The 24,768-nt window shown below is 58.0% G+C and carries 29 protein-coding genes; 14 read left to right on the top strand and 15 right to left on the bottom strand.

The genetic code is table 11. The annotated features are described in order from the left end of the window. Window positions 1-319: ArsR/SmtB family transcription factor (locus tag ACP99_RS08600; protein WP_049986211.1), on the bottom strand; the 319-nt coding region annotated here is incomplete at its 3' end. Between the two features lie 114 nt (window positions 320-433). On the opposite strand from ACP99_RS08600, the gene ACP99_RS08595 reads away from it, so the two are divergent. Both ACP99_RS08595 and ACP99_RS08590 read left to right on the top strand, forming a co-directional pair. Continuing rightward, entirely contained in the window at window positions 434-1,024 is a 591-nt protein-coding gene (locus ACP99_RS08595; protein WP_049986210.1) for a DoxX family protein, read from the top strand. Then, window positions 1,024-1,422, top strand: a complete 399-nt coding sequence (locus ACP99_RS08590) for an SHOCT domain-containing protein (protein WP_049986209.1) — start codon at window positions 1,024-1,026, stop codon at window positions 1,420-1,422. Before ACP99_RS08595 ends, ACP99_RS08590 begins: the two co-directional genes overlap by 1 nt. 11 nt (window positions 1,423-1,433) lie before the next feature. Here ACP99_RS08590 and ACP99_RS08585 read toward each other — a convergent pair whose 3' ends face one another. Beyond that, entirely contained in the window at window positions 1,434-1,883 is a 450-nt protein-coding gene (locus ACP99_RS08585; RefSeq protein ID WP_049986208.1) for a universal stress protein, read from the bottom strand. A 184-nt stretch (window positions 1,884-2,067) separates the two neighbouring features. Between ACP99_RS08585 and ACP99_RS08580 the strand changes: the two genes are divergently transcribed. After that, window positions 2,068-2,568, top strand: a complete 501-nt coding sequence (locus ACP99_RS08580) for a CBS domain-containing protein (protein WP_004594590.1) — start codon at window positions 2,068-2,070, stop codon at window positions 2,566-2,568. A gap of 70 nt (window positions 2,569-2,638) precedes the next feature. Here the strand turns inward: ACP99_RS08580 and acnA are convergent, their stop codons facing one another. Together acnA and ACP99_RS08570 are read right to left on the bottom strand one after the other, a co-directional pair. Further along, complete coding sequence (acnA, locus tag ACP99_RS08575) at window positions 2,639-5,422, bottom strand: aconitate hydratase AcnA (protein WP_049986207.1); 2,784 nt, start codon at window positions 5,420-5,422, stop codon at window positions 2,639-2,641. 71 nt (window positions 5,423-5,493) lie between these two features. Further along, window positions 5,494-5,691: a heavy-metal-associated domain-containing protein gene (locus ACP99_RS08570; RefSeq protein ID WP_049938510.1), complete on the bottom strand. Its 198-nt coding sequence runs from the start codon at window positions 5,689-5,691 to the stop codon at window positions 5,494-5,496. Between the two features lie 134 nt (window positions 5,692-5,825). Between ACP99_RS08570 and ACP99_RS08565 the strand changes: the two genes are divergently transcribed. The 6 genes from ACP99_RS08565 (at window position 5,826) to ACP99_RS19080 (ending at window position 11,560) form a co-directional block, all read left to right on the top strand. Beyond that, complete coding sequence (locus ACP99_RS08565) at window positions 5,826-6,416, top strand: AsnC family transcriptional regulator (protein WP_049986206.1); 591 nt, start codon at window positions 5,826-5,828, stop codon at window positions 6,414-6,416. 94 nt (window positions 6,417-6,510) lie between these two features. Further along, on the top strand, window positions 6,511-9,117 hold the full coding sequence (locus tag ACP99_RS08560) for a heavy metal translocating P-type ATPase (RefSeq protein WP_049986205.1): 2,607 nt from the start codon (window positions 6,511-6,513) through the stop codon (window positions 9,115-9,117). A gap of 17 nt (window positions 9,118-9,134) precedes the next feature. Next, window positions 9,135-9,359, top strand: a complete 225-nt coding sequence (locus ACP99_RS08555; RefSeq protein ID WP_004594599.1) for a DUF7123 family protein — start codon at window positions 9,135-9,137, stop codon at window positions 9,357-9,359. Then, window positions 9,356-9,874, top strand: coding sequence for a DUF63 family protein (locus tag ACP99_RS21225; protein ID WP_269319662.1), 519 nt, complete (start codon window positions 9,356-9,358; stop codon window positions 9,872-9,874). The genes ACP99_RS08555 and ACP99_RS21225 overlap by 4 nt, the downstream gene beginning before the upstream one ends. A gap of 20 nt (window positions 9,875-9,894) precedes the next feature. Continuing rightward, window positions 9,895-10,356 (top strand): DUF63 family protein, encoded by a 462-nt coding sequence (locus tag ACP99_RS21220; protein ID WP_269319661.1) that lies wholly within the window; start codon window positions 9,895-9,897, stop codon window positions 10,354-10,356. 67 nt (window positions 10,357-10,423) lie between these two features. After that, window positions 10,424-11,560 carry an NAD(P)/FAD-dependent oxidoreductase gene (locus ACP99_RS19080; RefSeq protein ID WP_231554253.1) on the top strand — a complete coding sequence of 379 codons (1,137 nt, stop codon included), beginning with the start codon at window positions 10,424-10,426 and terminating at the stop codon, window positions 11,558-11,560. 156 nt (window positions 11,561-11,716) lie between these two features. On the opposite strand, the gene fni is transcribed toward ACP99_RS19080, so the two are convergent. After that, the gene (gene fni, locus ACP99_RS08545; RefSeq protein ID WP_049986204.1) at window positions 11,717-12,799 is read right to left on the bottom strand and encodes a type 2 isopentenyl-diphosphate Delta-isomerase; all 1,083 of its coding nucleotides are present in this window, start codon (window positions 12,797-12,799) and stop codon (window positions 11,717-11,719) included. 329 nt (window positions 12,800-13,128) lie between these two features. Then, window positions 13,129-13,425, bottom strand: a complete 297-nt coding sequence (locus tag ACP99_RS08540; protein WP_049986203.1) for a hypothetical protein — start codon at window positions 13,423-13,425, stop codon at window positions 13,129-13,131. 481 nt (window positions 13,426-13,906) lie between these two features. Here ACP99_RS08540 and ACP99_RS08535 point away from each other — a divergent pair, with 481 nt between their 5' ends. After that, window positions 13,907-14,452 carry a DoxX family protein gene (locus ACP99_RS08535; protein ID WP_231554252.1) on the top strand — a complete coding sequence of 182 codons (546 nt, stop codon included), beginning with the start codon at window positions 13,907-13,909 and terminating at the stop codon, window positions 14,450-14,452. 6 nt (window positions 14,453-14,458) lie between these two features. Continuing rightward, entirely contained in the window at window positions 14,459-14,746 is a 288-nt protein-coding gene (locus tag ACP99_RS08530; RefSeq protein ID WP_004594603.1) for a hypothetical protein, read from the top strand. 244 nt (window positions 14,747-14,990) lie between these two features. Here the strand turns inward: ACP99_RS08530 and ACP99_RS19075 are convergent, their stop codons facing one another. The 8 genes from ACP99_RS19075 to ACP99_RS08495 all read right to left on the bottom strand — a co-directional run bounded on the left by ACP99_RS19075 (window position 14,991) and on the right by ACP99_RS08495 (window position 20,684). Further along, window positions 14,991-15,638: a plastocyanin/azurin family copper-binding protein gene (locus ACP99_RS19075; protein ID WP_231554254.1), complete on the bottom strand. Its 648-nt coding sequence runs from the start codon at window positions 15,636-15,638 to the stop codon at window positions 14,991-14,993. Window positions 15,639-15,973: 335 nt separating this feature from the next. Further along, window positions 15,974-16,327 (bottom strand): SHOCT domain-containing protein, encoded by a 354-nt coding sequence (locus ACP99_RS08525; RefSeq protein WP_049983674.1) that lies wholly within the window; start codon window positions 16,325-16,327, stop codon window positions 15,974-15,976. A gap of 6 nt (window positions 16,328-16,333) precedes the next feature. After that, window positions 16,334-16,750 carry a DUF302 domain-containing protein gene (locus tag ACP99_RS08520; protein ID WP_004048654.1) on the bottom strand — a complete coding sequence of 139 codons (417 nt, stop codon included), beginning with the start codon at window positions 16,748-16,750 and terminating at the stop codon, window positions 16,334-16,336. Between the two features lie 99 nt (window positions 16,751-16,849). After that, window positions 16,850-17,197: an SHOCT domain-containing protein gene (locus tag ACP99_RS08515; protein WP_049986201.1), complete on the bottom strand. Its 348-nt coding sequence runs from the start codon at window positions 17,195-17,197 to the stop codon at window positions 16,850-16,852. Window positions 17,198-17,260: 63 nt separating this feature from the next. Beyond that, on the bottom strand, window positions 17,261-17,578 hold the full coding sequence (locus tag ACP99_RS08510; RefSeq protein WP_004048656.1) for a hypothetical protein: 318 nt from the start codon (window positions 17,576-17,578) through the stop codon (window positions 17,261-17,263). 272 nt (window positions 17,579-17,850) lie between these two features. Continuing rightward, window positions 17,851-18,555 (bottom strand): DUF7546 family protein, encoded by a 705-nt coding sequence (locus ACP99_RS19910; protein WP_123624180.1) that lies wholly within the window; start codon window positions 18,553-18,555, stop codon window positions 17,851-17,853. Window positions 18,556-18,588: 33 nt separating this feature from the next. Further along, entirely contained in the window at window positions 18,589-19,170 is a 582-nt protein-coding gene (locus tag ACP99_RS08500; protein ID WP_004048657.1) for a helix-turn-helix transcriptional regulator, read from the bottom strand. Between the two features lie 125 nt (window positions 19,171-19,295). Continuing rightward, window positions 19,296-20,684, bottom strand: a complete 1,389-nt coding sequence (locus ACP99_RS08495; RefSeq protein WP_049986199.1) for a permease — start codon at window positions 20,682-20,684, stop codon at window positions 19,296-19,298. Between the two features lie 328 nt (window positions 20,685-21,012). On the opposite strand from ACP99_RS08495, the gene ACP99_RS08490 reads away from it, so the two are divergent. Then, window positions 21,013-22,479: an amidohydrolase family protein gene (locus ACP99_RS08490; protein WP_004594621.1), complete on the top strand. Its 1,467-nt coding sequence runs from the start codon at window positions 21,013-21,015 to the stop codon at window positions 22,477-22,479. A gap of 29 nt (window positions 22,480-22,508) precedes the next feature. Here ACP99_RS08490 and ACP99_RS08485 read toward each other — a convergent pair whose 3' ends face one another. After that, a complete protein-coding gene (locus ACP99_RS08485; RefSeq protein WP_004048660.1) occupies window positions 22,509-23,033 on the bottom strand; it encodes an ArsR/SmtB family transcription factor in 525 nt (174 codons plus the stop codon). 201 nt (window positions 23,034-23,234) lie between these two features. Here ACP99_RS08485 and ACP99_RS08480 point away from each other — a divergent pair, with 201 nt between their 5' ends. Together ACP99_RS08480 and ACP99_RS08475 are read left to right on the top strand one after the other, a co-directional pair. After that, a complete protein-coding gene (locus ACP99_RS08480; RefSeq protein ID WP_004594622.1) occupies window positions 23,235-23,450 on the top strand; it encodes a heavy-metal-associated domain-containing protein in 216 nt (71 codons plus the stop codon). A 4-nt stretch (window positions 23,451-23,454) separates the two neighbouring features. Then, a partial coding sequence (locus tag ACP99_RS08475; RefSeq protein WP_049986198.1) for a heavy metal translocating P-type ATPase occupies window positions 23,455-24,768 on the top strand: 1,314 nt, incomplete at its 3' end.

The raw sequence follows: 24,768 nt of genomic DNA, 5'->3' as shown, positions 1-24,768 counted from the left end.
TAATCCGGTCGGCGGGGTCCGCCCGGACATCGATCTGGACATCGAAGCCCTCTGCCTGGAGGAGGACTTCAATACGTTCGAGACGAGCCTCGTACTCGCTGTAGTGCCGTCCTCCGGGGTCGACGTGCGTATACTCTTCGAGGAGGCCCTGCTCGACGAGGCGGGTGACACGGCGCGAGACGGTCGGGCGTGACATGTCACATTCCTCGTTGAGTTCCTTCGCAGACAGTCGGTCGGTCTTCGTCGCCACGAGGATGTCGCGAGCGTACTCGTCGTCGAGTGTAGCGAAGATTTCCGACGGGTCGGACTCCTCGGTCACACGTCTCTACTCGCGACAGTAGGGTAATATAGCCCGCCGATTTTCTGACTCAGAACGCCGGCTCGCCGTTATATCGTCTCTGCCTCCGTACTGATAGTTGAAGGTGCAATAACTATGTCCACACTCGACTCCGGCATGAATCAGCTCGAGAGCAGAGTCGGCGGTCTGACCGTCGGCGGGAAAGTTCACAGTCTCAGTGCGTGGTTCGTGCTCGCGCTCCGTCTCATGATGGGCTACGCGTTCGCGTACTCTGGGTTCACGAAGATCACCGGCGAGTTCGGCGCTGGCGGCTACCTGTCGAACGTCGCGGCGACGAACGGGAATCCGCTCGCGGGCCTGTTCGCGTGGATGGGTAGTACGCCGTGGTTCGTCGAGTTCGCGAACGTCGCCGTCCCGTGGGGCGAGCTGTTCATCGGCCTCGGCCTGCTCGTCGGCGCGTTCGTTCGCCTCGCGGCGTTCTTCGGCGCGCTCATGATGCTCATGTTCTACTTCGGCAACTGGGACATGGGCCACGGGTTCATCAACGGGGACTTCGCGTACATGCTCGTGTTCCTCGCGGTCGCCGCGTTCGCTGCGGGCCGCATCCTGGGCCTCGACCAGTACATCGAACAGTACGAGATCGGCGGCGAAGCGCTCGTCGAGCGCTACCCCGCCCTCGAATACATCCTCGCTAACCACGCCGAACTCTCTTCAGGAGTACAATAATGCAAAATCCAATTCAAGCACGCGGGATTCGTTCTCTGGGACTCATCGTCATCGGAGCACTGACGCTAGCCGTCATCATTGGAATGACTCTGACGCACGCTGCTGTTCCAGATACAGTGATGTGGGACTGGCATGACGGGATGTGGAATGATGGTCACATGGCCGGGTGGGGAATATGGAGCTGGGGGATGATGTTGATCGGTTTGCTGTGGATGGCACTTCTGATCGCCCTTCCCGTCTACATCGTCTACTGGCTGACAACGCGGTCGCCATCGGACGGCCCCACCGAGGATAGCGCACTCGCTGTCCTCCAGGAACGGTACGCTCGCGGCGAAATCGACGACGAGGAGTTCGAACGCCGGCGCGCCCGACTCACGCCTGACGGTGGCCGTTACTGACTGTTCTTCCCCTATTCGTCGACTTCCGTCTTCACGACGGTCGCTGGGCGGGTCGTCAATCGAAGGACGCGGTCGGTCACGCTTCCGAGCAAGGCCCGGTATTCTTCCGTCCGGTGTTTCGTTCCAAGTACAAGTAGATCCACATCTTCGACATCAGCATACCGTACAATCGTCTCAGCCGGTCGGCCGTGCTCAATTGCTTTGACAACATTGACACCGACCTCCTTCGCTTTATATTGGATGTCTGCGATTGTTTCCGTTCCAAGTTCTTCGAGGCCATGTTCTGGGCCCTCGGCTTCATCAACGTACTCGTCACCGCTGTATGCTGTTACGACGTCCTCATCGACTACATACAGAACATGAAGCTCGGCAGAATGGGCCTCTGCTAGCGCGATAGCATGGGATTCAGCCTCCTCAGAAGCAACTGTCCCGTCAGTTGAGAGCAAAACCGTATCGTACATTTCTCTTGACTTATTGAGACTAGATTATAAAAACCAGTGCTCTTGGATAGTGGCGTAGCTGGTAACACTTTTTGTAACTTCACAAAGTTTGGAGATTGTCGTCTCTCAGGGTTGAAGAGTGGAGGATTTCTATGACGACCAGCTGATGCTAAGCTATTTCCTGTTATGAGTCGTACTGATTAGCATGGGTACCAGACCAACTGACCTCCGGATGGACATTGGTCGTATTGCTGATGAGTCGGTCGCCCGTGTCACGCCTGACGCCACGGTTGCCGAGATCGCTCACACGATGATCTCCCAATCGCGGTGTGCCAGGTACGTGGTCGTCGAAGAATCCGATCAGATCTCTGGTATCATCACCGATCGAGACCTGATTGCTAACCTGCTCACCGAGGAAAGCGAGTTAAGCGTGCTCACAGCCGAGACGAGTGGAGACGACGTACGAGCTGCTGACGTGATGACGCGTGACCCACTTACTGTGCCAGCAGATGCTGAGATTCCAAAAGTCCTGAGACAAATGAACGAAGCGGGTGCTCGACACGTCCCGGTTGTTGAAGACGGGAGCGTTATCGGGATGATCACTCTGGACGATTTAATTACGCATGTTGCTGGTGAGAGTGCACACGTTTCAGCTCAGATGGATAACGTGGCGGGCATCATCCGAACAGAGTCTACGCACGATTGAAACGCTAATTTGCTGACTCGATGTTATTCGTGTTGCTCATGATTCCAGAAATAGAGTCAGTTGAGAGAGATTATTGCGTGAGGAGCCGTCTAAGGACGTAGTGGAGGATGCCGCCGTGTTCGATATAGGTCACGGCGGCCGGCGTGCCGACCTGTGCTGTGACCGGGAACTCGACAGTCGACCCGTCCGCACGCTCGGCGATAACGGTCAGTTCGTCCATCACGTCGAGCCCGTCATCGAGGCCGTGGATCGTGAAGATTTCCGACCCATCCAGACCGAGAGATTCCCACGAGTCGCCATCATCAAACTGCAGGGGGAGCACACCCATGCCGACGAGGTTGTCGCGGTAGATGCGCTCGTAACTCTCGGCGATGGTTGCGCGAACACCGAGTAGGTCCGTTCCTTTCGCCGCCCAGTCCCGGCTGGAGCCGGTACCGAACTCTTCGCCCGCCATCACGACGAGCGGGACTCCCTCCTCGCGGTAGCGCTGGCTGGCTTCGAACACGGTCGTCTGCTCGTCGGTTGGGTGGTGGATCGTATAGCCCCCCTCGACATCGTCGAGCATCTCGTTCTCGATGCGGACGTTGGCGAACGTTCCCCGCATCATCACCTCGTGGTTGCCCCGGCGCGCGCCGTAGGTGTTGAACTCGTGCGGCTCAACGCCGTGATCGAGCAGCCACTGGCCGGCAGGGAGGTCAGATCCGAAGGGGCCAGCAGGGCTGATGTGGTCGGTCGTAACGGTATCGCCGAGTGTCAGCAGGCAGCGTGCATCCTCAATATCGGCGACGCCGGGTTTTTCGAGGGGGAAGTCCTGGAAGAACGGCGGCTCTCGGATGTATGTCGAGTCGTCGTCCCACTCGTAGACGTCACCAGTGGGCGCGTCGAGAGCAGCCCACCGCTCGTCACCCTCGAACACAGAGGCATACTTCTCCTCGAACATCTCAGGAGAGACGTTCTCGTGGATTGCTGCCTGCACGTCCGCTGCGTCGGGCCAGATGTCCGCCAGATACACCGATTCCCCCTCCTCGTCGGTGCCTAGCGGCTCGTTCTCGAGGTCGACGTCCATCCGCCCTGCGAGGCCGTAGGCGACGACGAGCGGCGGGCTCGCGAGGTAGTTCGCGCGGATCTTCGGGTGAATACGCGCCTCGAAGTTCCGATTCCCGGAGAGGACGCTCGTCGTCCAGAGGTCGTGGTCGTCGATCGCTTGCTCGATGGGATCAGGAAGTGGTCCGGCGTTCCCGATACAAGTGGTACAGCCGTAGCCGACGACCGCGTACCCGAGCTCTTCGAGATACGGAAGCAGGCCCGATTCCTCGAGGTACTGCGTGACGACACGACTGCCGGGTGCGAGACTCGTCTTGACGTACGGCGGGACATCTAAACCTTTCTCGACGGCGTTCTGGGCAAGCAGACCAGCAGCGATCATCACCGACGGGTTCGAAGTGTTCGTACAGCTCGTGATGGCGCTGACGAGGACGTCTCCGTGTCCAATTTCCACTGTCTCACCGTCGAGGTCGACCTCGACGCGTTTGGTTAACGGGTGCAGTTCCGATTCGGGTTCGACCTGAACACCGCCGTCGGTCTCCGCACCAGCTGCACCACCTTCGCCGAGCCACCGCTGTAGGGCGTCTTCGTCGACATCATCGAGGTCGTCTTCGAACTCCCCGTGGAGAAGTCCCCGGAAGCTCTGTTTCACGTCCCCCATCGGAATCCGGTCCTGTGGCCGCTTGTGTCCGGCGAGACTCGGCTCAACAGTCGAAAGATCGAACTCGACGACCTCGGTGTATTCCGGTTCCTGTTCTCCGAATAGCCCTTGCGCTTCGAGGTACTCGCGAACAAGGTCGATGTGGGCGGGGTCACGCCCGGTGAGTTCGAGATACTCGAGCGTCTGCTCGTCGACCGGGAACATACTGATCGTCGAGCCCTGTTCGGGCGCCATATTGGCGATCGTGGCCCGGTCGGGGACTGTGAGATTCTCCACACCAGGACCGAAGAACTCGACGAACCGGTCGACGACGCCGACCTCGCGGAGCCGTTCGGTGATGTGGAGCACGAGATCCGTCGCCGTCGCGCCCTCGGGTAATTCGCCTTCGAGGCGGACGCCGACGACCTCGGGAAGTTTCATCGTGACCGGCTGACCGAGCATTGCCGCTTCCGCTTCAATGCCGCCGACGCCCCAGCCGACCACACCGATGCCACCGATCATTGGGGTGTGGCTGTCCGTGCCGACGAGTGTGTCCGGCAGGAGCCATTTCTCACCGTCTCGCTCGCGGGCGTGGACGACCCGGCCCAGATGCTCGAGATTCACCTGGTGGACGATGCCGGTCCCCGGCGGGACGACGTTGAAGTTCTCGAAGGCGTTCTGCGCCCACTTGATCGCGCGATACCGTTCGGCGTTGCGCTCGTACTCCAGTTCGACGTTCTTCTCGTAGGCGTCCTCGGAGTCGAAGTAGTCGACTTGGACGCTGTGGTCGATTACGAGATCAATAGGGATCTCTGGTTCGACCAGGGTCGGGTCCCGATCTTTGCGGTCGACTTCGGATCGAAGGGCCGCCAGGTCGACAACTGCGGGCACGCCAGTGAGATCCTGTAGGACGACTCGTGATGGAGAGAACGGAACCTCTGCGTCCGGTACGTCTGGCTTCCAGCCAGCAGCATTCTTGACATCCGCTGCAGTAACAGTTTCGCCGTCGGCGTTCCGGAGCACCGACTCAAGCAGAATACGGATGCTCACAGGGAGCGTGTCGAGGTCACAGAGCCCCTGCTCTTCGAGTGCTCGAAGATCGGCCATCTTGTACGTCGTCCCGTCGACGTCGAGCTCGCGGACGGCATCGAACGGAAGTGTATCAGTCATAGTATCTACACCTGGGATTGGCAGTCGTATCAATCCCTCTCCGAATCCGATTCGACGAGAATCGGGATTTGTTACGCAGAGGCATCGTATCCAGCGTCTTCGACCACAGTCACAAGCTCATCCCGTTCAGCGGACCCCTCGACCGTCGCGGATTCTGAGTCACGATCCGCAGTAGCAGACGTAACCCCCTCAACTTCTTCGAGTGCCTCTTCGACGGTCTGCTCGCAATGTTCACAGGTCATTCCTTCGACGGTGATTGTCTGAGTCATATCCATTCGTAGATAGGGGCGAGTATTCTATGTGGTTTTCTGCTTAGAATCCAATGTTGTCGCAGCCCTGGATCACCGATTTCGAAGGTGTGTTGTGGGCAACAATAATGTATCCTGCGAGACGAAGCGGTCGTATGCGCAATTTGGATGAAACCGACTTAGAAATCCTCTCGTTACTCGCTGATGACGCCCGCCGCCCGTTCAGCGATATTGGCGAGGAGGTCGACTTGTCGGGGCCAGCCGTGTCTGACCGGGTAAAGCGATTACAGGAAGCTGGCATCATTAACAACTTCACGATTGACGTCAACCGGGCTCATCTCCGAGCTGGTGTACCGGTATTTATTCAGGCCGAAATCGGCTCAGCGTCGTTGGAGGCCGCCCGCGAGCGGGCTCGAGAGTCAGATGGCGTTGAACACGTCTTCACGACCTCCGAAGGAGATCTTTGGTTCTATGCCCGTGTTGAAGCCCAGAACGTACGTCAGTGGGTAGATGGACTCTTTAACGAGATCGATGTAGCAGATTACACCGTCACGCTAATTGACGAGCTTGAATGGACGCCGTCCGTTGATGGCGTCGAATTTGCACTCACCTGTGCTGAATGTAACAATACCGTTGATAATCAAGGTGAAACGACGAGAATCGACGGAGAGATCTATCACTTCTGTTGTCCGTCCTGTCTCACACGGTTCGACGATCGGTATCAGCGACTCGAAGAGGGAGCGTAACGCTGTCTTTGGAATCCAAATTTTCCTGCAGTCGAAACCCCGCCTCTCGAAGCAGTAAATCGCCTAAACCTAGACCCCGTATAGTAGAACAAGCATGACAAGCCAAACAATCCATCTTGATATCACGGGAATGTCCTGCGCCAACTGTTCGGCGACGATCCAGGACACTCTCGAATCGCTCGACGGGGTATCGGAGGCGGATGCGAACTTCGCCACCGACGAGGGTTCCGTCACCTACGACCCTGAAGAGGTATCGCTCAAAGAAATCTACGACGCGATCGACGAGGCCGGGTACGGCGCAGTCTCTGAGACGGTAACGATTGCCATCTCCGATATGACCTGTGCCAACTGCGCCGAGACCAACCAAACCGCTCTTGAAAATATTCCGGGCGTCGTTAATGCGGAGGTCAATTACGCAACCGACGAAGCACAGGTCACCTACAATCCTGCGGAAGTATCTATTGGTGCGCTGTACGATGCTATCGAGGAGGCTGGCTACTCGCCCGTCCGCGAAGATGGTGCCGACGAAGAGTCGGGCCAGGACGCACGAGATGCCGCCCGTCAAGCCGAAACTCGGAAGCAACTCAGGTTGACCCTCTTTGGGGCAGTGTTATCGGCACCGTTGCTCTTCTTCCTCATCGACAATTATCTGCTCGGTGGCGCGATCGTCCCTGAAGCCGTCTTCGGTGTGGAACTTGGCTGGGTTGAGTTCCTCCTCGCCACGCCGGTACAGGCGATCCTCGGCTGGCCGTTCTATAAGAACTCGTACAAGGCGATCGTGAAGAACGGCCGCGCCAATATGGACGTGCTGATTGCGATCGGTTCAACAACGGCCTATCTATACTCTGTGGCAGTCCTTGCTGAACTCATTGCAGGTGGACTTTATTTCGACACGGCAGCCCTCATCCTCGTGTTCATCACGTTGGGTAACTATCTCGAAGCTCGGTCGAAGGGCCAAGCGGGTGAGGCCCTCCGAAAGCTCCTCGAAATGGAAGCCGAAACGGCGACCATTGTCCGCGAGGACGGCAGTGAAGAAGAAGTTCCGCTTGAAGAGGTCACAACTGGTGACCGGATGAAAATTCGTCCAGGTGAGAAGATTCCCACAGACGGTGTCGTTGTCGACGGTCAGTCTGCCGTCGACGAGTCAATGGTCACTGGCGAATCTGTGCCTGTCGAGAAAGAGGAGGGCGATGAGGTCGTCGGCTCGACGATTAACGAGAACGGCGTCCTTGTCGTGGAGGCGACGAAGGTTGGAGAAGACACGGCCCTCCAACAGATCGTCCAGACAGTCAAGGAGGCCCAGTCGCGCCAGCCCGACATCCAGAATCTCGCCGACCGCATCTCCGCGTACTTCGTGCCTGCGGTCATCGCGAACGCCCTTCTCTGGGGTGTCGTCTGGTTCCTGTTCCCCGAGGCTCTCGCTGGCTTCGTCGACTGGCTCCCGCTGTGGGGTCAGGTTGCTGGCGGCCCGGCCCCGGTCGGTGGGACCGTTTCAGTCTTCGAGTTCGCGATAATTGTCTTCGCGTCCTCGATCCTCATCGCCTGTCCCTGTGCGCTGGGGCTGGCGACGCCCGCAGCGACGATGGTCGGGACGACCATTGGGGCCCAGAACGGCGTCCTGTTCAAGGGCGGTGACATCCTCGAACGCGCGAAAGACGTCGACACGGTCGTCTTCGACAAGACGGGCACCCTCACGAAGGGTGAAATGGAACTGACCGACGTGGTCGTCTTCGATAGCGATGGAAATGCGGTGACTGACGGTGGCGAGCCGACACCGGATGGTGGACAGCTCAGCACTCGTGAACGTCTCTCTGAGAACGACGTGCTGCGGCTGGCGGCGACAGCCGAAAGCGGGAGCGAACACCCCCTCGCCCGCGCAATCGTCGAGGGGGCCGAAGAACGCGGCCTGGACGTGACTGAGCCTGACGACTTCGAGAACGTTCCGGGCCACGGGATCAAAGCAGTCATTGGTGACAGCGAGGTGCTGGTCGGCAACCGCAAGCTGCTGCGGGACAACGGGATCGACCCCTCTCCCGCTGAGGAGACGATGGAACGCCTCGAGAACGAGGGGAAGACGGCGATGCTGGTCGCCTACGAGGGGGAGCTCGTGGGTGTGGTCGCCGACGCCGACACAGTGAAGGAAAGCTCCAAGCAGGCTGTCACAGCACTCCAGGAGCGGGGAGTTGACGTGATGATGATTACGGGCGACAACGAGCGAACTGCCCGTGCGGTCGCTAAACAGGTGGGTATCGACCCGAAGAACGTCCGCGCAGGAGTCCTTCCTGAGGACAAGTCCAACGCGGTCGACAGTATTCAAGACGAGGGCCGGCAGGCGATGATGGTCGGTGACGGCGTCAACGACGCTCCGGCACTCGCGGTCGCACACGTCGGGACAGCAATCGGCTCCGGCACCGACGTCGCCATCGAAGCTGCAGACGTCACGCTGATGCGAGACGACCCGCTCGACGTGGTAAAGGCGATCCGAATCTCAGACGCGACACTCCAGAAGATCAAACAGAACCTCGTGTGGGCGCTCGGTTACAACACGGCGATGATTCCGTTAGCGTCGCTCGGCCTCCTCCAGCCCGTGCTCGCTGCAGCAGCAATGGCGTTCTCGTCGGTGTCGGTGCTGACGAACAGTCTCCTGTTCCGGCGGTACACCCCCGATCACGACTACAAGCTCTTCGGATTTCTTCGCTAACCGTCACCTCTAGATCAATGTCGAATATTTCCCGGCACACGGTTCGAAGGTACCTCGTCGAGACAGCCAGTAGCGAACCGACATACCTCCGGGCTCGCGAGATTGCCAGCGACCTCGACGGATCTCCCAAGGCAGTCGCGCAGTACCTCAGCCAGCTCCAGGACGAACTCACAATCGTTTCACTCGAACAGTGGGGGCGCTCGAAAAGCACGACGTGGCGATTGGAGGTGAACGGGTCGTGAGTACTGTCACCCGCCGCGTCGAGACTGTCCTTCCGGAGACCGGCTCACGCGAGTGGTGGGCGCTGTACCTGCTGGCCCCGCTCGTCCTTCTCGGTGGGGGCATCCTCGTGTTTCCGACGTTGGTCTACGACCGGTTCATCTGGCAGTATCTCTGGGGACCAGTCGTCGCCGATGCGGCCGGTCAGCCAGTCACGCACGAGGGGATTCGTGCTGTCCAGGGCTACAACGCGGTGAACACGGTAATCTACCTCGCGGCAGTCGTATACAGCCTCCCCGGACTACGTGCGTATCTCGACCAACTCGACGTCACGTTCGACGCACGACTGGCCTACGGGTTCGCTCCGATCATCATCGCAGGTGGGGCGATGCGCGCCCTCGAGGATCTCGGGCTGCTCGGGGACTACGCGGTGTGGTTCATCACGCCATCGATTTACATCGTCGTCACCGCTGTCACCATCTCGCGCTCGGTGTCGGTGCACTCTTGCGTGACCAAAATATCGGATCTATCCCGCTAACAGTCGGGCTCGTCGGGTCGGTGTGGGCTGTCGGGGCCGTCTGGTGGGCTGTTTGGCACGGCCTCTCGACATCGACCCCACTCCGCCTATGGGTTCCTGTCGCGACGACGGGGATAGCGCTCGGCGTAACCGCACTCTACTACTGGGGCACGAGTTTCGCCAATATCACCCACCTTCGACACCCGCTAATTCTGCTGGCCGTTTTCGGCCAGTTGTGGGACGCTGCGCAGAATCTCATCGGTGTGACGTTCCTCGGCTACTCCCCAAAGCTGGTCGTGACGAATCTCGTGTACCAGGCGACTGGATTCTCCGGATCGACGTTCGTGCTGAAACTCGTCGTGACTGTCGGCATCGTGTGGTATCTCGCCGATGCGAAAGAGGAGATGAATCACACGTGGTGGTGGCTTATGACGTTCTTCATCGGAGCGATCGGACTCCCGATGGGCGTTCGTGGGTCACTTCGGATGCTGTTGGGAGCTTAACGATGGCCTCAAAGATTGGCAAAAACCGATGACTCGAACGTCCAAAATTGCGGTAATAGGTGGAGGGATGGCCGGGCTTGCAGCAGCTGCTGGATTCGACGACGCTGGATTCGTCGTCGAACTATATGAGCGGCAGTCCTACGATAGCAAAGGCGTTAATTGCGGAGAAGCGATGACAGCGGTATCGAAGATCCCACTCGAACCGACTGTAGAGAACGGCTTTCTCAACCCGCTGCCAGCGATGGAAGTGGAGGTGTATGACGGAATCGACGCCGATCGCCACCGCACTGGAGCCGGCACCTTTCCTGCTGCGGATACATATATAACGGACCGAAATGTCGTTGAGCAGTCCTGGGCAGAACAACTCTCAGAGAAGGGTGTTGACATCCACGAAAACCAGTCTATCACACGGACAGATTTCCACGAGTTCACCGATGAGTATGATCTCGTCGTTGATGCAACCGGTCAGCCATCACTCTCTAGTAAAGCGCTCGGAACAACCAACGAGTATTCAGGATATATGGTAGCGCTTAACAGTGATGTCGAAGGGGACTTCACCGAGTTGTACCCGAACAGCCGGATAATTCTGGAGAACTATACAGGGTACTCGTGGGCATTCCCGAAGACATCGCAACGAGCCAACGTTGGTATCGGCTGGACGGTCAGTGACCGGCCTAATGATTATATGAAGGCATTGAGGGAAGCCTGTGAGCGGAATGGGTGGCCAGTCCCGTCGCAGGAACGGACGAACGTCGCAATCATTCCCGAGGGACCAAGCCTTGATCCCGACAGAACCCATCTACCGGAGCATTCAGTCGTACGAGTGGGTGATGCTGCAGGTATAGCAAACCGACTCACCGGAAAGGGGATCTCACAGGCCGTTGAATCGGGATTCTTGGCCGCAGAGCTGGCTAACAGAAGCCAATTACGCAATTATCCTGATAGATTATATCAGAGGATGAAAACGGAGTACATTTTCGCCACAGTTGTGAGATACTTTCTTGAAACTCGTAATCCCAAGGTTCTGGGAGCAGCAATTCGTGCCGCTGCCGGGATCGATATTGAAGACGTTGACCGGTCTCCGAGTGCAGTTCTACTGCGTCTCCTCCGCCACCCTGTTTTATTTGCCCGTATTTTCTCGAGACGACGAGTTTTAAACCGTGTCTATGGAGGAATGACTAACCAGTGGGAGTTAATTGATTGATATCCACTCGAGTTAAATTCTCGGCTCTGTTGAAATCCTTAGAGGATGATAGCTTCGGTGCCCGCTGCGGTCAGTACAGGTTGGACAGATATCGGAGTCGGCTCTCTCTTTCCCGATGTTGTTCTATCTATCCTGCTGAGACTGGAGAATTCGGTATTACTCGCTACTGGTTCGTTGTTCCACGTACTCGCGCGTCTCTCCGTGCAACACGTATTCCACCTGCTGAAGCTCGTCGATCGACCCCGAGCCGGTGACGAACATCGCTGTCCGCAGCTCGGCGATCAGGTCCTTGACTCGTTCGATGACAGCGTCTGGCCCGTCTGTAGCTGGTTTCAGGAACGGTTTCGCCAACCCGCCGGCGTGGGCACCCAGGGCAATCGCTTTTGCCACGTCCAATCCCGTTCGTACACCACCACTCGCAATTACGCAGTCGTGTTCGGCAACACACTCGATCGTGCTTGCAGCGGTTGGGATGCCCCATTCTCGGAACAGGGTGCCGATTCGTTGCTGTCGCGGCGCGTTCGCGGCTGCTGCGCGATAGGCCTCGATCCCGGACCAAGTCGTCCCACCTTTTCCAGCGACGTCAATCGCGTCAACGCCTGCCGCAGTCAGCTCTCGGGCAGTCTCCCCGGAAATTCCGTTGCCCGTTTCCTTGACGATAATCGGCACCGAGAGTGCCTCGGACACTCGTTCAACCGCAGCTACACAGTTCCGCCCATCGACATCGCCTTCAGGTTGAGTGGCTTCCTGGAGGAAGTTCAGGTGGACCGCGAGCGCGTCGGCGTTAATCATCTTGACTGCCTGCTCGACCATCTCGATGTCGTACTCTCGAAGCTGTGCAGCGCCGAGGTTCCCGTAGATGAACGCATCGGGTGCAGCATCGCGGACGACCGTGTACGATTCAAGGACGCGTTCGTCGTCGAGTTCGAGGCCTGCTCGCTGGCTACCGAGACCCATGGCGATACCGGTCTCGCTGGCGGCCCGGGCCAGCGCCCGATTAATCTCCGTCGTGTTCTGGTGCCCGCCAGTCATGCTCTCGATGAAGATTGGGGCAGATAGGTCGTGACCCAGAAAGTCGATGGAGGGGTCGATCGCGTCGTAATCGAGTTCCGGAAGCGCGTTATGGATGAGTCGGACGTCGTCAAAGCCCGTCCCTGTCGTTTCGACGTCCCGCTCCTGAACGATTTGAAGGTGGTCGTCTTTTCGGTCTTCAGTCTCCGAGGAGTCCTGCGCCGTCATTAGTCGAGTTTGTACAAGAGATGGGAAAACAATACTGTTGTATCGACTCGCCCCCATTCTAACTATTCTTGAAATGATAATATCCTGGGGTCGCTCTGTGTCTGTATCCAGCATTGCGCTGCTATACGACATAAATGACAGAGGTACCAGTGATAAGTTCGCAGGCCTCCTGAGCAGGCAATTCACCATTAACAGCTCTGAGATCAACCTCCTTGTGAACGGTTCTATGACATCTTCGGTGGAGAGTACCACTGCGAATTGTCCCTACCATGGTCAATAAGCTCGTCGGGAAAGATCAGTAGAGAGAACAACAAGACCGACGGTTCTCTTCAGATAATTAATTCGAGATCGAGAAAGGGAGTAGCGACGATGCACAGCAATACGAGGATCGCCGCGGAACGGAGTACGCCTACCGCCTGTAGCTGGGTCTCTGGGAGGGACTCGGCGATTCCGGACAGCGCAGTTCCGACGACCATAAATAGTAACCACCGGGTTTCGCCAGCGTCGCCGACGCTCCAAGCGTACACGAACATGCACAAGAAGGTAAGCGACACGCCGAACTGAAAGAGTGCCATACGACGGCCTTGTGGCTCGTTGAACAGCACCTCGCTGATATAGGGGACCATAAGCGACGCGTTCCTGTTTCCGGTACAAAATAATGCCGCAACGCGATCCCAGTAGAACATCCTCTCCCGTGCTACACGATTCCTCTGCGGGAGACGGTAGGTGACATACTGCGAAATGCGTACGTGTAGTGAGGCCGCGATTCACGCTACAATGTATCTGGAGAAGAGGATTTCAACAGAGCCAAATTCTCAGAATCTGTTAGCTACTGAGAGGATCGGTAAGTACAAAGGATTAGATCAGTAGATGAATTCAGTCCCTCAAACAGAATTTTCCGAAATCCAGAAATCGGTGGGCTCAGCTTCATCGGTGCTCCTGCTTACATGCCCCAGCACACAATCAGTGCGTTGAGGGTGACCGAATTCCTTCTTGAGGATCATCCAACTCACCTCTGACACCCGCGTTCCTGCAATGAGCCCCGACTCTTAGAGATCACGAACCACCACCAATCTTTTTACCACTTCTGATAAACTCAGTCGTGAGGTGAAGTATGCCATGTCAACACAATCCATTCGAACGAGATTTCTCGGAACTGAGACGTCGTTCTCGGTCTCAGGAGCCTGGTTGTCGTATTGGATCCTGCTGCTTCGGCTGACCGCCGGGTGGTGGATGCTCCACGCCGGCCTTGACAAGATCTGGGCGTGGCCCTTCGACGCCAGCTGGTTCGTCGGCGGAGCCGCTCAGGGCACGATTCTCGCCCCCTTCGTCACGCCGTTCAGCGACGGCATCCTGTTGGCGTTCGTCAACGTGGCGGTACCGCTTGGGCAAACCGCCATCGGTTTCGGGCTGATACTCGGTGTCCTCACGAGGACCGCCGCCTTCTTTGGTGCCTTCATGATGCTGTTCTTCTACTTCATCAACGGCTACGGTGGCGGCTGGGCCAACGGTATGGTCACGGGTGAACTACTTGGGATCATGGTCTTCGGAACCATTGTGGCACTCGGAGCGGGCGGCGTCCTGGCAGTCGATAACCGCCTGCGTGAGATGGAACTGTTCGAGAACACGCGATTACGGAAACTCCTCGGGTGACTACCAATGAGTGACTTATCAACGGCAGACCAAATCGCCATGTACGTCGGCGGTGGCTTGGTTGTCTTGGGCGTCGTCGTGATCGGCCTGCTCGACATGCTACTGGGAGCCGGGCACCCAGTCGATAGCGAGGGAGCAATCGAACACGCTGCAGTGGTCCCCATCGACATTAGGGCGGGCATCATCCTGCTCGGCTTGGTGATTTGGGGACTCGTCGCCGTTTACAAGTTTGCCGCAGGGTCGGCACCGTCGGGATCGACTACGGGCCAAACCCCATCCGGCATGGACGACTAGTTCAACAACTCAGTCTACGGCTCTCTCGTTGGTGTGGGCTACTGGATATCTTCTCCTCGTAGCCGTGCTCGCAATTGGTGTTTACTACCGAGCCACACAGGCGAGTTGATCACAAGAGAAATCAGTCATAAATGGAACAAAACAAGTCACGGGATCGTTCTGAAATCAAAGGTATCGGTGAGGGCGGTATTCTCTAATCCCCGAATCACTTGACCCCGGTGAGTTCACCCTCTCACGGTGGCAATCAGTTGGAGATGTCCTCATCAGTAGCATCTAATCGCTCACGGCGACGTCTATACTCCTCCTCGTCAATTTCGCCCCTGGCATAGCGGTTCTGGAGCGTTTTTCTGGCTGAGTCGTCGGTAGTCGATTGAGGAGATTTTTGGTTTCCAAGCCAGTAGAGCCCGCCACCGAGAACGCCCAGCATTCCGAGTACGCCACCAACAGCTGGTAGCCCTCCAACTCCACCTCCGTTGCGGCCACTCATCATTCCAGAACCACCTCGTCCCATCATTCCACCACCAGTATTCCCGCTTCCATCGCTGCTTGAGCCGTAGGCGACTGTACCCTGGTCAACAATCGCCTCACTCGATGGGACCTCTCCATCCGGGATTGAATCCTCCTCTGCCGGTCCGCCAGGACTGCCAACTACGATCCGTCCGACCATCCCAATCGACTTGTGCGGGATGCAGTAGTAATCATACGTCCCTGGCGTTTCGAACGTATATTCGAAGCTCCCGTCTGAGATCGTCCCACTATCGAAGGCGGAAGCGCCCTCCGGAATACGATCTGCGTACGCCGTAGCGGAATGTGCCCCCGCTGCGAGTTCAAATTGAACGGTTGTCCCGGGATCAACACGTAGGCCGATTGGGTCGAAGTAATTGTTTCCCATCTCCACGATGGGCGTCTCCTGTGCGTTCGCTGACTGAGCAAAGCCGGTGCTGGCGACTGCGCTGGCACCGACAATGCCTAAGAATTGACGTCGGCTGTGATGTGTCATGTTGTCTGGATCATTCTTCGGTGGGTAGCTACGCGCGATACTGGTGCGAAGACTTCGGACGTGACTCACTCCGAACTTGTCGTTTGTTCCCATTACTACTCATAACCATATGCTGAATCGAGCACACCATTTCGATGTAACGGAACGATGCTGCCGAACGGTTGGTTTCGATACCCTCGAGTCGATCCGCAGGTGTTCAAACGGGTGAAACGCGGTTTGGGTAGTGGTCACTCTGATTGTTCGAGCTTTTCTCGTCGGGCTTCGAACTCTTCGTCCGTGAGATCGCCACGAGCGTACGCCAGACGTAACTCTTCCATCGCGGGATTATGAGACGTCTGTGTCTCGCTCATCCGCCGGAAGATGAGATATCCACCGCCCAGAAGCGCAAGGAGGAAGATGACCGGGACGAGCATCCCGATGAGGGGCCACCAACCACCTGTGGTACCGTACTGGCCCATCATTCCTCCGTATCCCATCATCCCACCGAACCCCATACCCATTGTGAGCAAGGGAAGGAGGATGAACGCTCCGAGGACGATGAGCAGTATCGTCGTCGTATCCAGTTGATCCGATGATGCCATCAGAGATCAGGCCTCCGATGCGGATCCGAACTCGTCAGTTACGGCTGCCAGTACGCGGTCGAATCGTTCGCTGACCTCGGTCGCGACGGAGTCAAGCGCGTCGTTATCAGCGATCCCGACTAACTGTTCCGGGTCGACCGCACTCACCACGATGACGCCGTCATCGTTCTCGTAGACGATGACGTTACAGGGCAAGAGCGCACCGAGTTCAGTTTCTACACTCAACCCTTCGTATGCCAGCGGAGGATTGCACGCACCGAGGATGCGATACTGGCGGAACTCCTCACCGAGTTTCTCCTTGAGCGTCGCCTGAATGTCGATGTCACAGAGAACACCGAATCCCTCGTCTTTGAGCGCGGCATTCGTTGCGTCGACGACATCGTCGAACTCTCCATCAATCTTGGTTTGTATTGTGTAACTCATGTAATACTGTATCCTGTTTACGCACTTAAGCTCCCGTCGCCCCAACTGGCAGACGAGAATTTTTTCTCGACGATGCTCCTTCTATTTCGGTCATGGGCACTACTCGAGTTGCTTTCGTCGACGTTCGAACTCTTCATCGGAGAGTTCACCGCGAGCGTAACGCTCACGAAGAACCGAAAGCGGCCGACTATCACTCCTCTCAGAATCTCTGTTGAGGAGTGAGTAGACGAGATAGAGCGGGACGACGATTAGGAGCCCCATCCAAAGGAAGCTCCAGAGGCCCATTCCACCGCTGAAGACCCCCCAACCGCCGCTACCCATCATACCGCCGCCGTAGCCTCCACCACCGTGAGCCGCTGCGGTGCCCGTTGCTACAATCAACAGCGGAACCGCTAGTATTGCGATTCGACGAGTCGTCCGCCCGAGAGTGTTGGTGTAGTGTGTCATTGTGATCGTTGAGTCAGTAAGTCGAATATCTATCGTGTCAGACGAGGATCCGAACAGGGATCGTTAGCAGCCGTACCCCTGTCCGTTCATCCCCGTCGCGGTGTGATTGTCGTCCGCCATATCTTGGGCCATCTCGTCGACGGTCACGCCCATGTGCGCTTCCATCTCGTCAACGGCATTCGGGCCCATGTAGTCGGTCATGTGACCTTCCATCCAGGCCGCCCAGTCTGCTGCACTACCATCGGCTGGCGTCCCTTCAGCTGCCGTCTCGTTCCCCTGGATCGGTTCGTCACCGTGTGCGCTAACTACCGGGGCGGCAAACGCGAGTCCGACAATCGCGAGCACCACGAGCAGCCATCGTCCGAGGTTTCGGTTGGTCATTGTTTTTCGCCTCAAGTAGTCATACGGTGGGTTCGGGGTTATCTTCGTGGGAGTGAACTCAAACAGGAGAGCGTTCAAGAACGTCTATAACGCCATCTAAACGTTTTCTACTGACGGGATCGTTCATACCTGCCGAATTCGAAAGGATCAGAGGAATGGTGAGAGCAAAGGGGATCCGTCGAGACTGTTCACCTCATTGCGGCGATCCAGACAATAACCACGGTTCAGGCGGCGAGGGAGGCTCGGGTATTGCTGACCACGAACGAGATGGATCAGTTCCCTCGGAACTGGTGATACTGCCTCGTGAGTGCCTGACGATGGTAGAGGATTCCAATTGTCATGAGGAACAGAACGGTCGCAATTTCGTAGCCATACGCACCAAGCAATAACATCGTTGAAGAACCACTCAGTCCGCCTGCAAGTAGTACGGCAAACAACGGGCTAACGCAGGCAGGGCACGCCACAATCCCGACTATTCCTCCGACTGCCGACTGCGAGAAATCAAGCAATGCATCATAGACGAGATACGCCAGCGCGAACAGGCCAACCGCTTGGTAAGGAATGAGCGAGACCGTGATCAGGTCACCTGTATAGACGAAGACCGGACTCCATCCCAAAGATCGACCCCACGTTATTCCGAAGCCGCTTGGTCCAGTGAGCTGCCCGAAATGAGAGGTGCTCGGTCCAAGTAATCCTGAAAAATAAAACATCACGATGAGATATAGAGCAACGACAAGTGCGGCACCAATACGATACACTCGACGTTTCGTTACAGGTCGAGTGTGCCAGATCACCCAGACTGAGGCGGTGAACCAAATAAATGGAAGGACGAAATGGGTCCACCGGCTCCCCATATCTCCTGTGAAATATGCGTACACCAACCCGGCGATCAACTGTGCGGCGAGGAGGAGATTGAGCCACGTGCTTGACTTGAGAACCCGGCTAATGCGATCAGTTTCGAGTGTTGCTTGTGACATGATGGGTAGTGTTAGTATGAATTTCTACGTCTGTTAGTTCTGCAGGTCATCACTCGGATACACGCGGTAGGTTCGACCCTGTCGTTCCCGATACAGCAGCCCGCGCTCCTCGAGTGAACTCACGGTCTGGCTCACTTTACTCTTTGAGAACTCAGATCGATCCCGAAGTTCGATCTGCGTGATTCCAGGCGAGTTCAGGACGGGTTCAAGGACGCGTCGTTCATCATCCGGTAAGAGATCGAGAACGCGCGCTTGCGGATCCGATTCAGGATTGATAGGCGTCGCCGGCGAGGCGTCATCGTCTATCGATGTAGGCGTTGCCTCCGATACCTGATCGGGGTCGATGTGATCCGCTGAGTCGGTTGTCGAATCGATGAGATTCCCTCGAACCACGTAATAGATGCCACCGATACTGCCTGCGACCAGAAGGGTTCCAACCACGTACCAGAGAGGATCTGGACCGTGAATCGCCCCCATAGACGAGTCCATCATCGGCCCCATCGACTGCTCGATAGCGCGACGCTGTTGATAGGCCCGCCAACTGAGTAGTCCGCCAGCCAAGAGGACGAACCCAAGGAGCACACCAACGACGGTATCCGCTGGACGTTGGTTCATATGACATCCCCTTGTTTCGATATCTGACTGCTCATACAATCAATTTTGGCGCGACAGGTGTGACAATTGCGGATTGAAGGTGCGATGATGAAGTGCTTCACAGCGGATGAACCACAGTACATCTATCAGTGATCGTGATCGTGGTTTGTTATCTGCGGGCTTTGATCAGCAAATTCCGTGGGCTCTTCCTCGAATGCCCGCTTACAGGTCTTCGAGCAAAAATAGTACGTCATCCCATCATTGGACGCACTCGGCCCCTCATCGTCGGTCCGCATGCCACACACCGGATCACGATACTGACCTGGTGCGCCGATTCCACGTCGGTAGACATACAGGAGGAACCCGGAGAGCGCGAAGGCGATAATATTGAGGTAGAACGTGTAGTTGAGCTCGAAGTACGTCTGTTCGGTCGCCGTCTCGCCACCGGCCAGATCTGGTACGATGCCGAGGGCGTCGAACAGCAACTCCATGAGGAAGCCAGTGAACGCCATCGTCACGAAGAAGACGCCAAGGATGTACAGCATGATCTTCCAGCCGTAGTACTTCCGGTAGACGTTCAGCACGGGCACGGTGATGAGGTCGGCGTAGACGAACGCGATGATCCCGGCGAAGCTGACGCCACCGCCCCACAGCGCGACGGCGAACGGGACGTTGCCCATACTGCCGACGAAACTGAGGACGGCGATGATGACGCCCATGACGGCGTTCTCGGCAGTCACGAGCAGGCCGTCGCCCTGAATGAACAGCGTGTTCCACACCCACTGCGGGACGAAGACGATGACGAACCCAGAAATAAGGAAGCCGGCGACGATGTCTTTCCAGATCATCGACCACTCCTTGCGGTACTGATTCCCGACCTTGTACCAGCCACCCCACGACAGCAACTCGTCACGCCACCCGCCGCTACTCGACGTCTCCTGGCGATAGGTCTCCATACAGCCCTCCGAGCAGAATTTGAGCGTCTCACCGCCGTCGGTCGTGAGCGTGTACTCGTCTTTCCCCTCCATCCCGCAGGTGGGATCTTCCGTGACGCCCGCCTGGCGGTCGCGCTCGTTGAGCTTCTCGCGGACTTCGTTAAACAGGTTTTCGGGAAGCGTAAGGTGGACGATGGCGGCCATGACGGCGATGAGAATCAGGCCGCCGAGCAGTTCCGCGACGAGGAACTCCCAGCCAAGCAGGATGAGAATCATCAGCCCTAGTTCGACGATGAGGTTCGTCGACGCGAACATGAACGCGAGGAAGTTCACCGCGTGCGCCCCCTTCTTGAACAGGCCCTTCCCGATGGCGACGGCGCCGAAACTACAGCCACTGCTTGCTGCTCCGAACACAGTCGCCTTGGTAAGTCCAGTTAGATCGCCCTCACCCAGCACCTGTGCCATCCGCTCCTTCGAGACGTAGACCTGGACCAGACTCGTAATCGTGAGGCCCATGATGATCGCCCACGCCGCCGTCCAGAGAAATCCGACACCGATACGAAGGGATTCAAGAACTCCGTCGATTATCGTCGCCTGCATAGGTGTATCATTGTAGGGATCATCTATTGCGGTTTTGATTAGAATATACTGCCTATGAGGGTATCAGTACTATGGCATCGTAACCGTCGGCCATAGATGATCTATCGTGAAGAGGGGAAAACATTGCAAACCTCCACAAGCTCCACGGAATCCGACTTCAGATTCAAAAGGGGAATCTGATTAAATCACGCCGACGTATTAGAGGCTAATGGGACCAGTAGAGACCGATGATATCCCAAATGAGGGGAACACCACCTGGAAGAACAGCCTTCGCCGGCCTGCTCGGTTGTCCAGTACGGTAACTGTCACATCCACTTCCTAATTTACGATGGCTGTCGATCTGGCAATCCATGATGCACTCGTTCTCACAGCCGACGAGCGGAACCGCCTGTACGAGCGCGGCACAGTATGCATCACCGATGGCTGTATCGAAGAAGTCCGACCATCACGTGCAGGAGACGGAGAATTAGAAGCATCCACCGTTATCGACGGGAACGGGAAACTGGTGATGCCGGGGTTGGTGAACGCCCACACGCACCTGGAGATGACACCGCTCATCGGTGCGTTTAGCGAACTCGAGCTGACGGAGATGCTCGGGAGTGGGACGGCCTTGTTTAACAGACTAGGGAACGGCGAATTCGAGTACCTCGTCGAGGCAGGCGTCGAGCTCGCAGCGCTCAATTTCCTCCTGGGCGGTGTCACGACCGTGAACTCCATGGACGCACGGCCTGCCGCAGGTGCGGAGACGTTCGGGGAAGCAGGGCTCCGCGGATTTTTCGGCCCGGCGATCTCGGACCTCTTCTGGGACCAACCAGTCGATCAGCAGTTCGCCCGTGCTCGCGAGTTCGTCGAAACGTACCACGACACGTACGACGGCCGAATCAGGGCGACGATCTGCCCGCACGACGACTGGTCGTGTACCCGGCAGCTGTGGGAACGGACCGCATCCCTCGCCGCAGAGTATCCGGACCTGCTCGTCCACACGCACTTGCTCGAACTCGAGGAGAGTAACACGATGGCACGAGCGAACGGTGGCGAGGACTCGGTAGGATTGCTCGACGACGTTGGACTCCTGGACGACCGACTGGTCGCTGCTCACTTCCGCCTCGGCGACGAAGAGGACATCCAGCGAACCGCCGAGGCGGACGCGGCTGTTGCGCACTGCCCGTCCGTCTTCTGTTACTGGAATCCGGACGGGGAGACGCAGTGGACGCCCGTTCCCGAGCTTCGAGCCGCCGGCGTCGACGTCGGAGTAGGGATTGACGACCACTACTGGCACGACTCGTACAGCATGTTCGGTGAAGCGCGGCAAGCTCGGCTGGCGGCAAATCTCAAGCGTTCAGCCGGGCAGTTCGACTCGATGGAACTGATACGAATGCTCACTATCGAGGGCGCACGCGCGCTGGGGATGGGCGACGAGATCGGCAGTATCGAAGCGGGAAAGCGCGCGGATATTATCCTCCTCGACGTCGACAAACCGAAGTTCACGCCACTGACCAACGTTCCCGCACACGTCGTGAACAACGCGGTCCCGGCCGACGTCGAGACAGTGATCGTTGACGGCGACGTCGTCCTCCGGAATGGTGTGCCCGAGACAATGGACTCGGACGACGTGCGACAGCGAGTAAATCAGGCTGTCGAACGCTTCATGGACGAGACAGGCTGGGAGTTAGACATTGGTGGTAGTGAACCGCCGACCAGCATCGAGACTGTACGGGACCTCCCAAAGCGTGGCCCTGCGCGACTCCTGACTCGCCTCGCGATGCAATCCGCGCGTGATCGGTTCTCCTTCTAAGACCCTGCCAGCGTAGGGGTGGTTCCCCCTCAGGAATTTCTGTGGGCGCGAACGAACGCACGTCGCAGGACGGTCAGAAGAACGTACGTCTCGTACTTCTGGGTCTGGCAGTGCTCGCAGGGCTGCATATCCTCGACGATCTCCTCAATAGCGTCGTCGTACTCGTCGGTGAGCGTAGTGAGCGCGTCCGTGATCTGGGGCTGGGCAGCGTCGATCATCTCCTCGACGGCGGCGTCGGCCGAATCTGGTAGTGAGTACGAGAGGACGATCGTGTTCGCGTGGTAGTACTTCGTCGTCCCACCACGCCCCTCCTCGAAGCGAACGACGTCGACGAGGCCCGCATCCCGGAGCTCGTTGATGTGATGGCGGACCGTGTTCTCCGTCCGGTCGATGCCGCGATCGTCGAGGCGTTCGTGGACCTCGGTCGCAGTTAGGGCTTCCTCGGACAGAATGTCGAGGACCATCGCCCGCATCGGCTCGTCGATGGCGTCCGAAATCCGAGTGTCTCGCACCGCGATGTCGTCGAGACGGTGGTCGGTATCGGAATCACTCATACGAGGACTGAGCGCGAGCACGCGGGAAAAGGTAGCGGGGCAGGAGTCGGGTAGGTGTCTGTCGAGGTATCCAGTACAGGATGGACCCGCGATAGCGAAAGCCCTAGACGACCCGTTTGACTGTTCCAACGACTCGTATCCGAATTCAAACATATCATATAAAAAATACTTATTGAGATACGGGCACTATCTCAAACTGTAATGAGCGACACAACCCAATTCCGCGTCCTCGACTTCGACTGCCCGACCTGCGCGAGTACCGTCGAACGCGCCCTGTCGAACGTCGACGGCGTCCAGCACGTCGAAGTCCACTACGCGACCGGCCGCGTCGAGATCGAGTACGACGACAGCGTCGCTGACCCCGACGCCTTCGCAGAGACCATCGAAAACCAGGGGTACACTCCCCAGCCCGCCTAACACTATGAACAAACAATCGATCACGCAGTACTACCGGAACCACCGGAAGGCCATCGTCACGGCGACAAGCGGCCTGCTGTACGGCGGTGGCTGGAGTCTCGGCTACCTCACGAGTTTCGAGATGGCAAGCGCCGCCATCCTCGTCCTCGCGACGGTCGTGGGTGGCTACGACATCGCCAAGACCGCTTACCACGAGGTCACCAACCGGACGCTCGGCATCAAGACGCTGGTGACGCTGGCCGCCATCGGTGCTATCGTCATCGGGGAGTACTGGGAAGCCGCCGCCGTCGTCTTCCTGTTCAGCCTTGGCAGCTACCTCGAAGGCCGGACGATGCGGAAGACCCGGACGGCACTTCAGGAGCTACTGGAGATGACGCCCGACACGGCGACCGTCCGTCGCGACGGGACACTCCAAAAGGTCTCCGCCCGCGATGTCGAAGAGGGCGAAGTCGTCGTCGTAAAGCCGGGCGGGAAGATCCCGGTCGACGGAACCGTCGTCGACGGCGAGAGCGCAGTCAACCAGGCGCCGGTCACCGGCGAGAGCGCGCCCGTCCACAAGGCCGACAGCGACGAGGTGTACGCCGGGACGGTCAACCAGGAGGGCGCGCTAGAAATCCGGACGACGGGAGCGGGATCGGATACGACTCTCGAACGGATCATCCGTCGCGTCGAGGAGGCCCAGGAGGCTCAGTCGCCCACGGAGAGTCTCATCGACCGGTTCGCGAAGTACTACACGCCGGCCGTCATTGCCCTGGCTATCGGCGCGTACGCGGTCACGCAGAACGCGATCCTGTCGCTGACGCTGCTGGTCATCGGCTGTCCGGGCGCGCTGGTCATCGGGCCACCGGTCAGCATCGTCTCGGCCATCGGTAACGCCGCCCGGTCGGGCGTGCTGATGAAGGGCGGCGAACACCTCGAACGCGCCGGCAAGATCGATCTCGTCGCCTTCGACAAGACGGGGACGCTCACGAAGGGCGAGACCACCGTCTCCGGTATCGAGGGGTTCGGCGTCGCCGCCGCCGACGTCCTCTCGCTCGCAGCGACCGCCGAGAAGAAGAGCGAACACCACCTCGCGGACGCCATCGTCGACATGGCCCGCGAACGCCAGACGGCTGCGACGGACGGTGGAGCGACGGTCGCCCAAGCGGACGATACGGACGTGGGGCGCAGGTCGGTCCCCGATCCCGACGACTTCGACGTGGTCGCCGGCAAGGGCGTCATCGCCCATGCCGATGGCCAGGAAGTCGTCGTCGGCAACCGCGCGCTGCTGGACGACCGCGACGTCGATGTCCCCGATCGGGTCGCCGACTACGTCCGC

This window comes from Halobellus rufus, from assembly GCF_000739575.1.
In the GTDB taxonomy this organism is placed as follows: Archaea; Halobacteriota; Halobacteria; order Halobacteriales; family Haloferacaceae; genus Haloquadratum; species Haloquadratum rufum.
The sequence above is the reverse complement of the archived record's forward strand: the minus strand, read 5'-3'. Positions and strand labels throughout refer to the sequence as shown.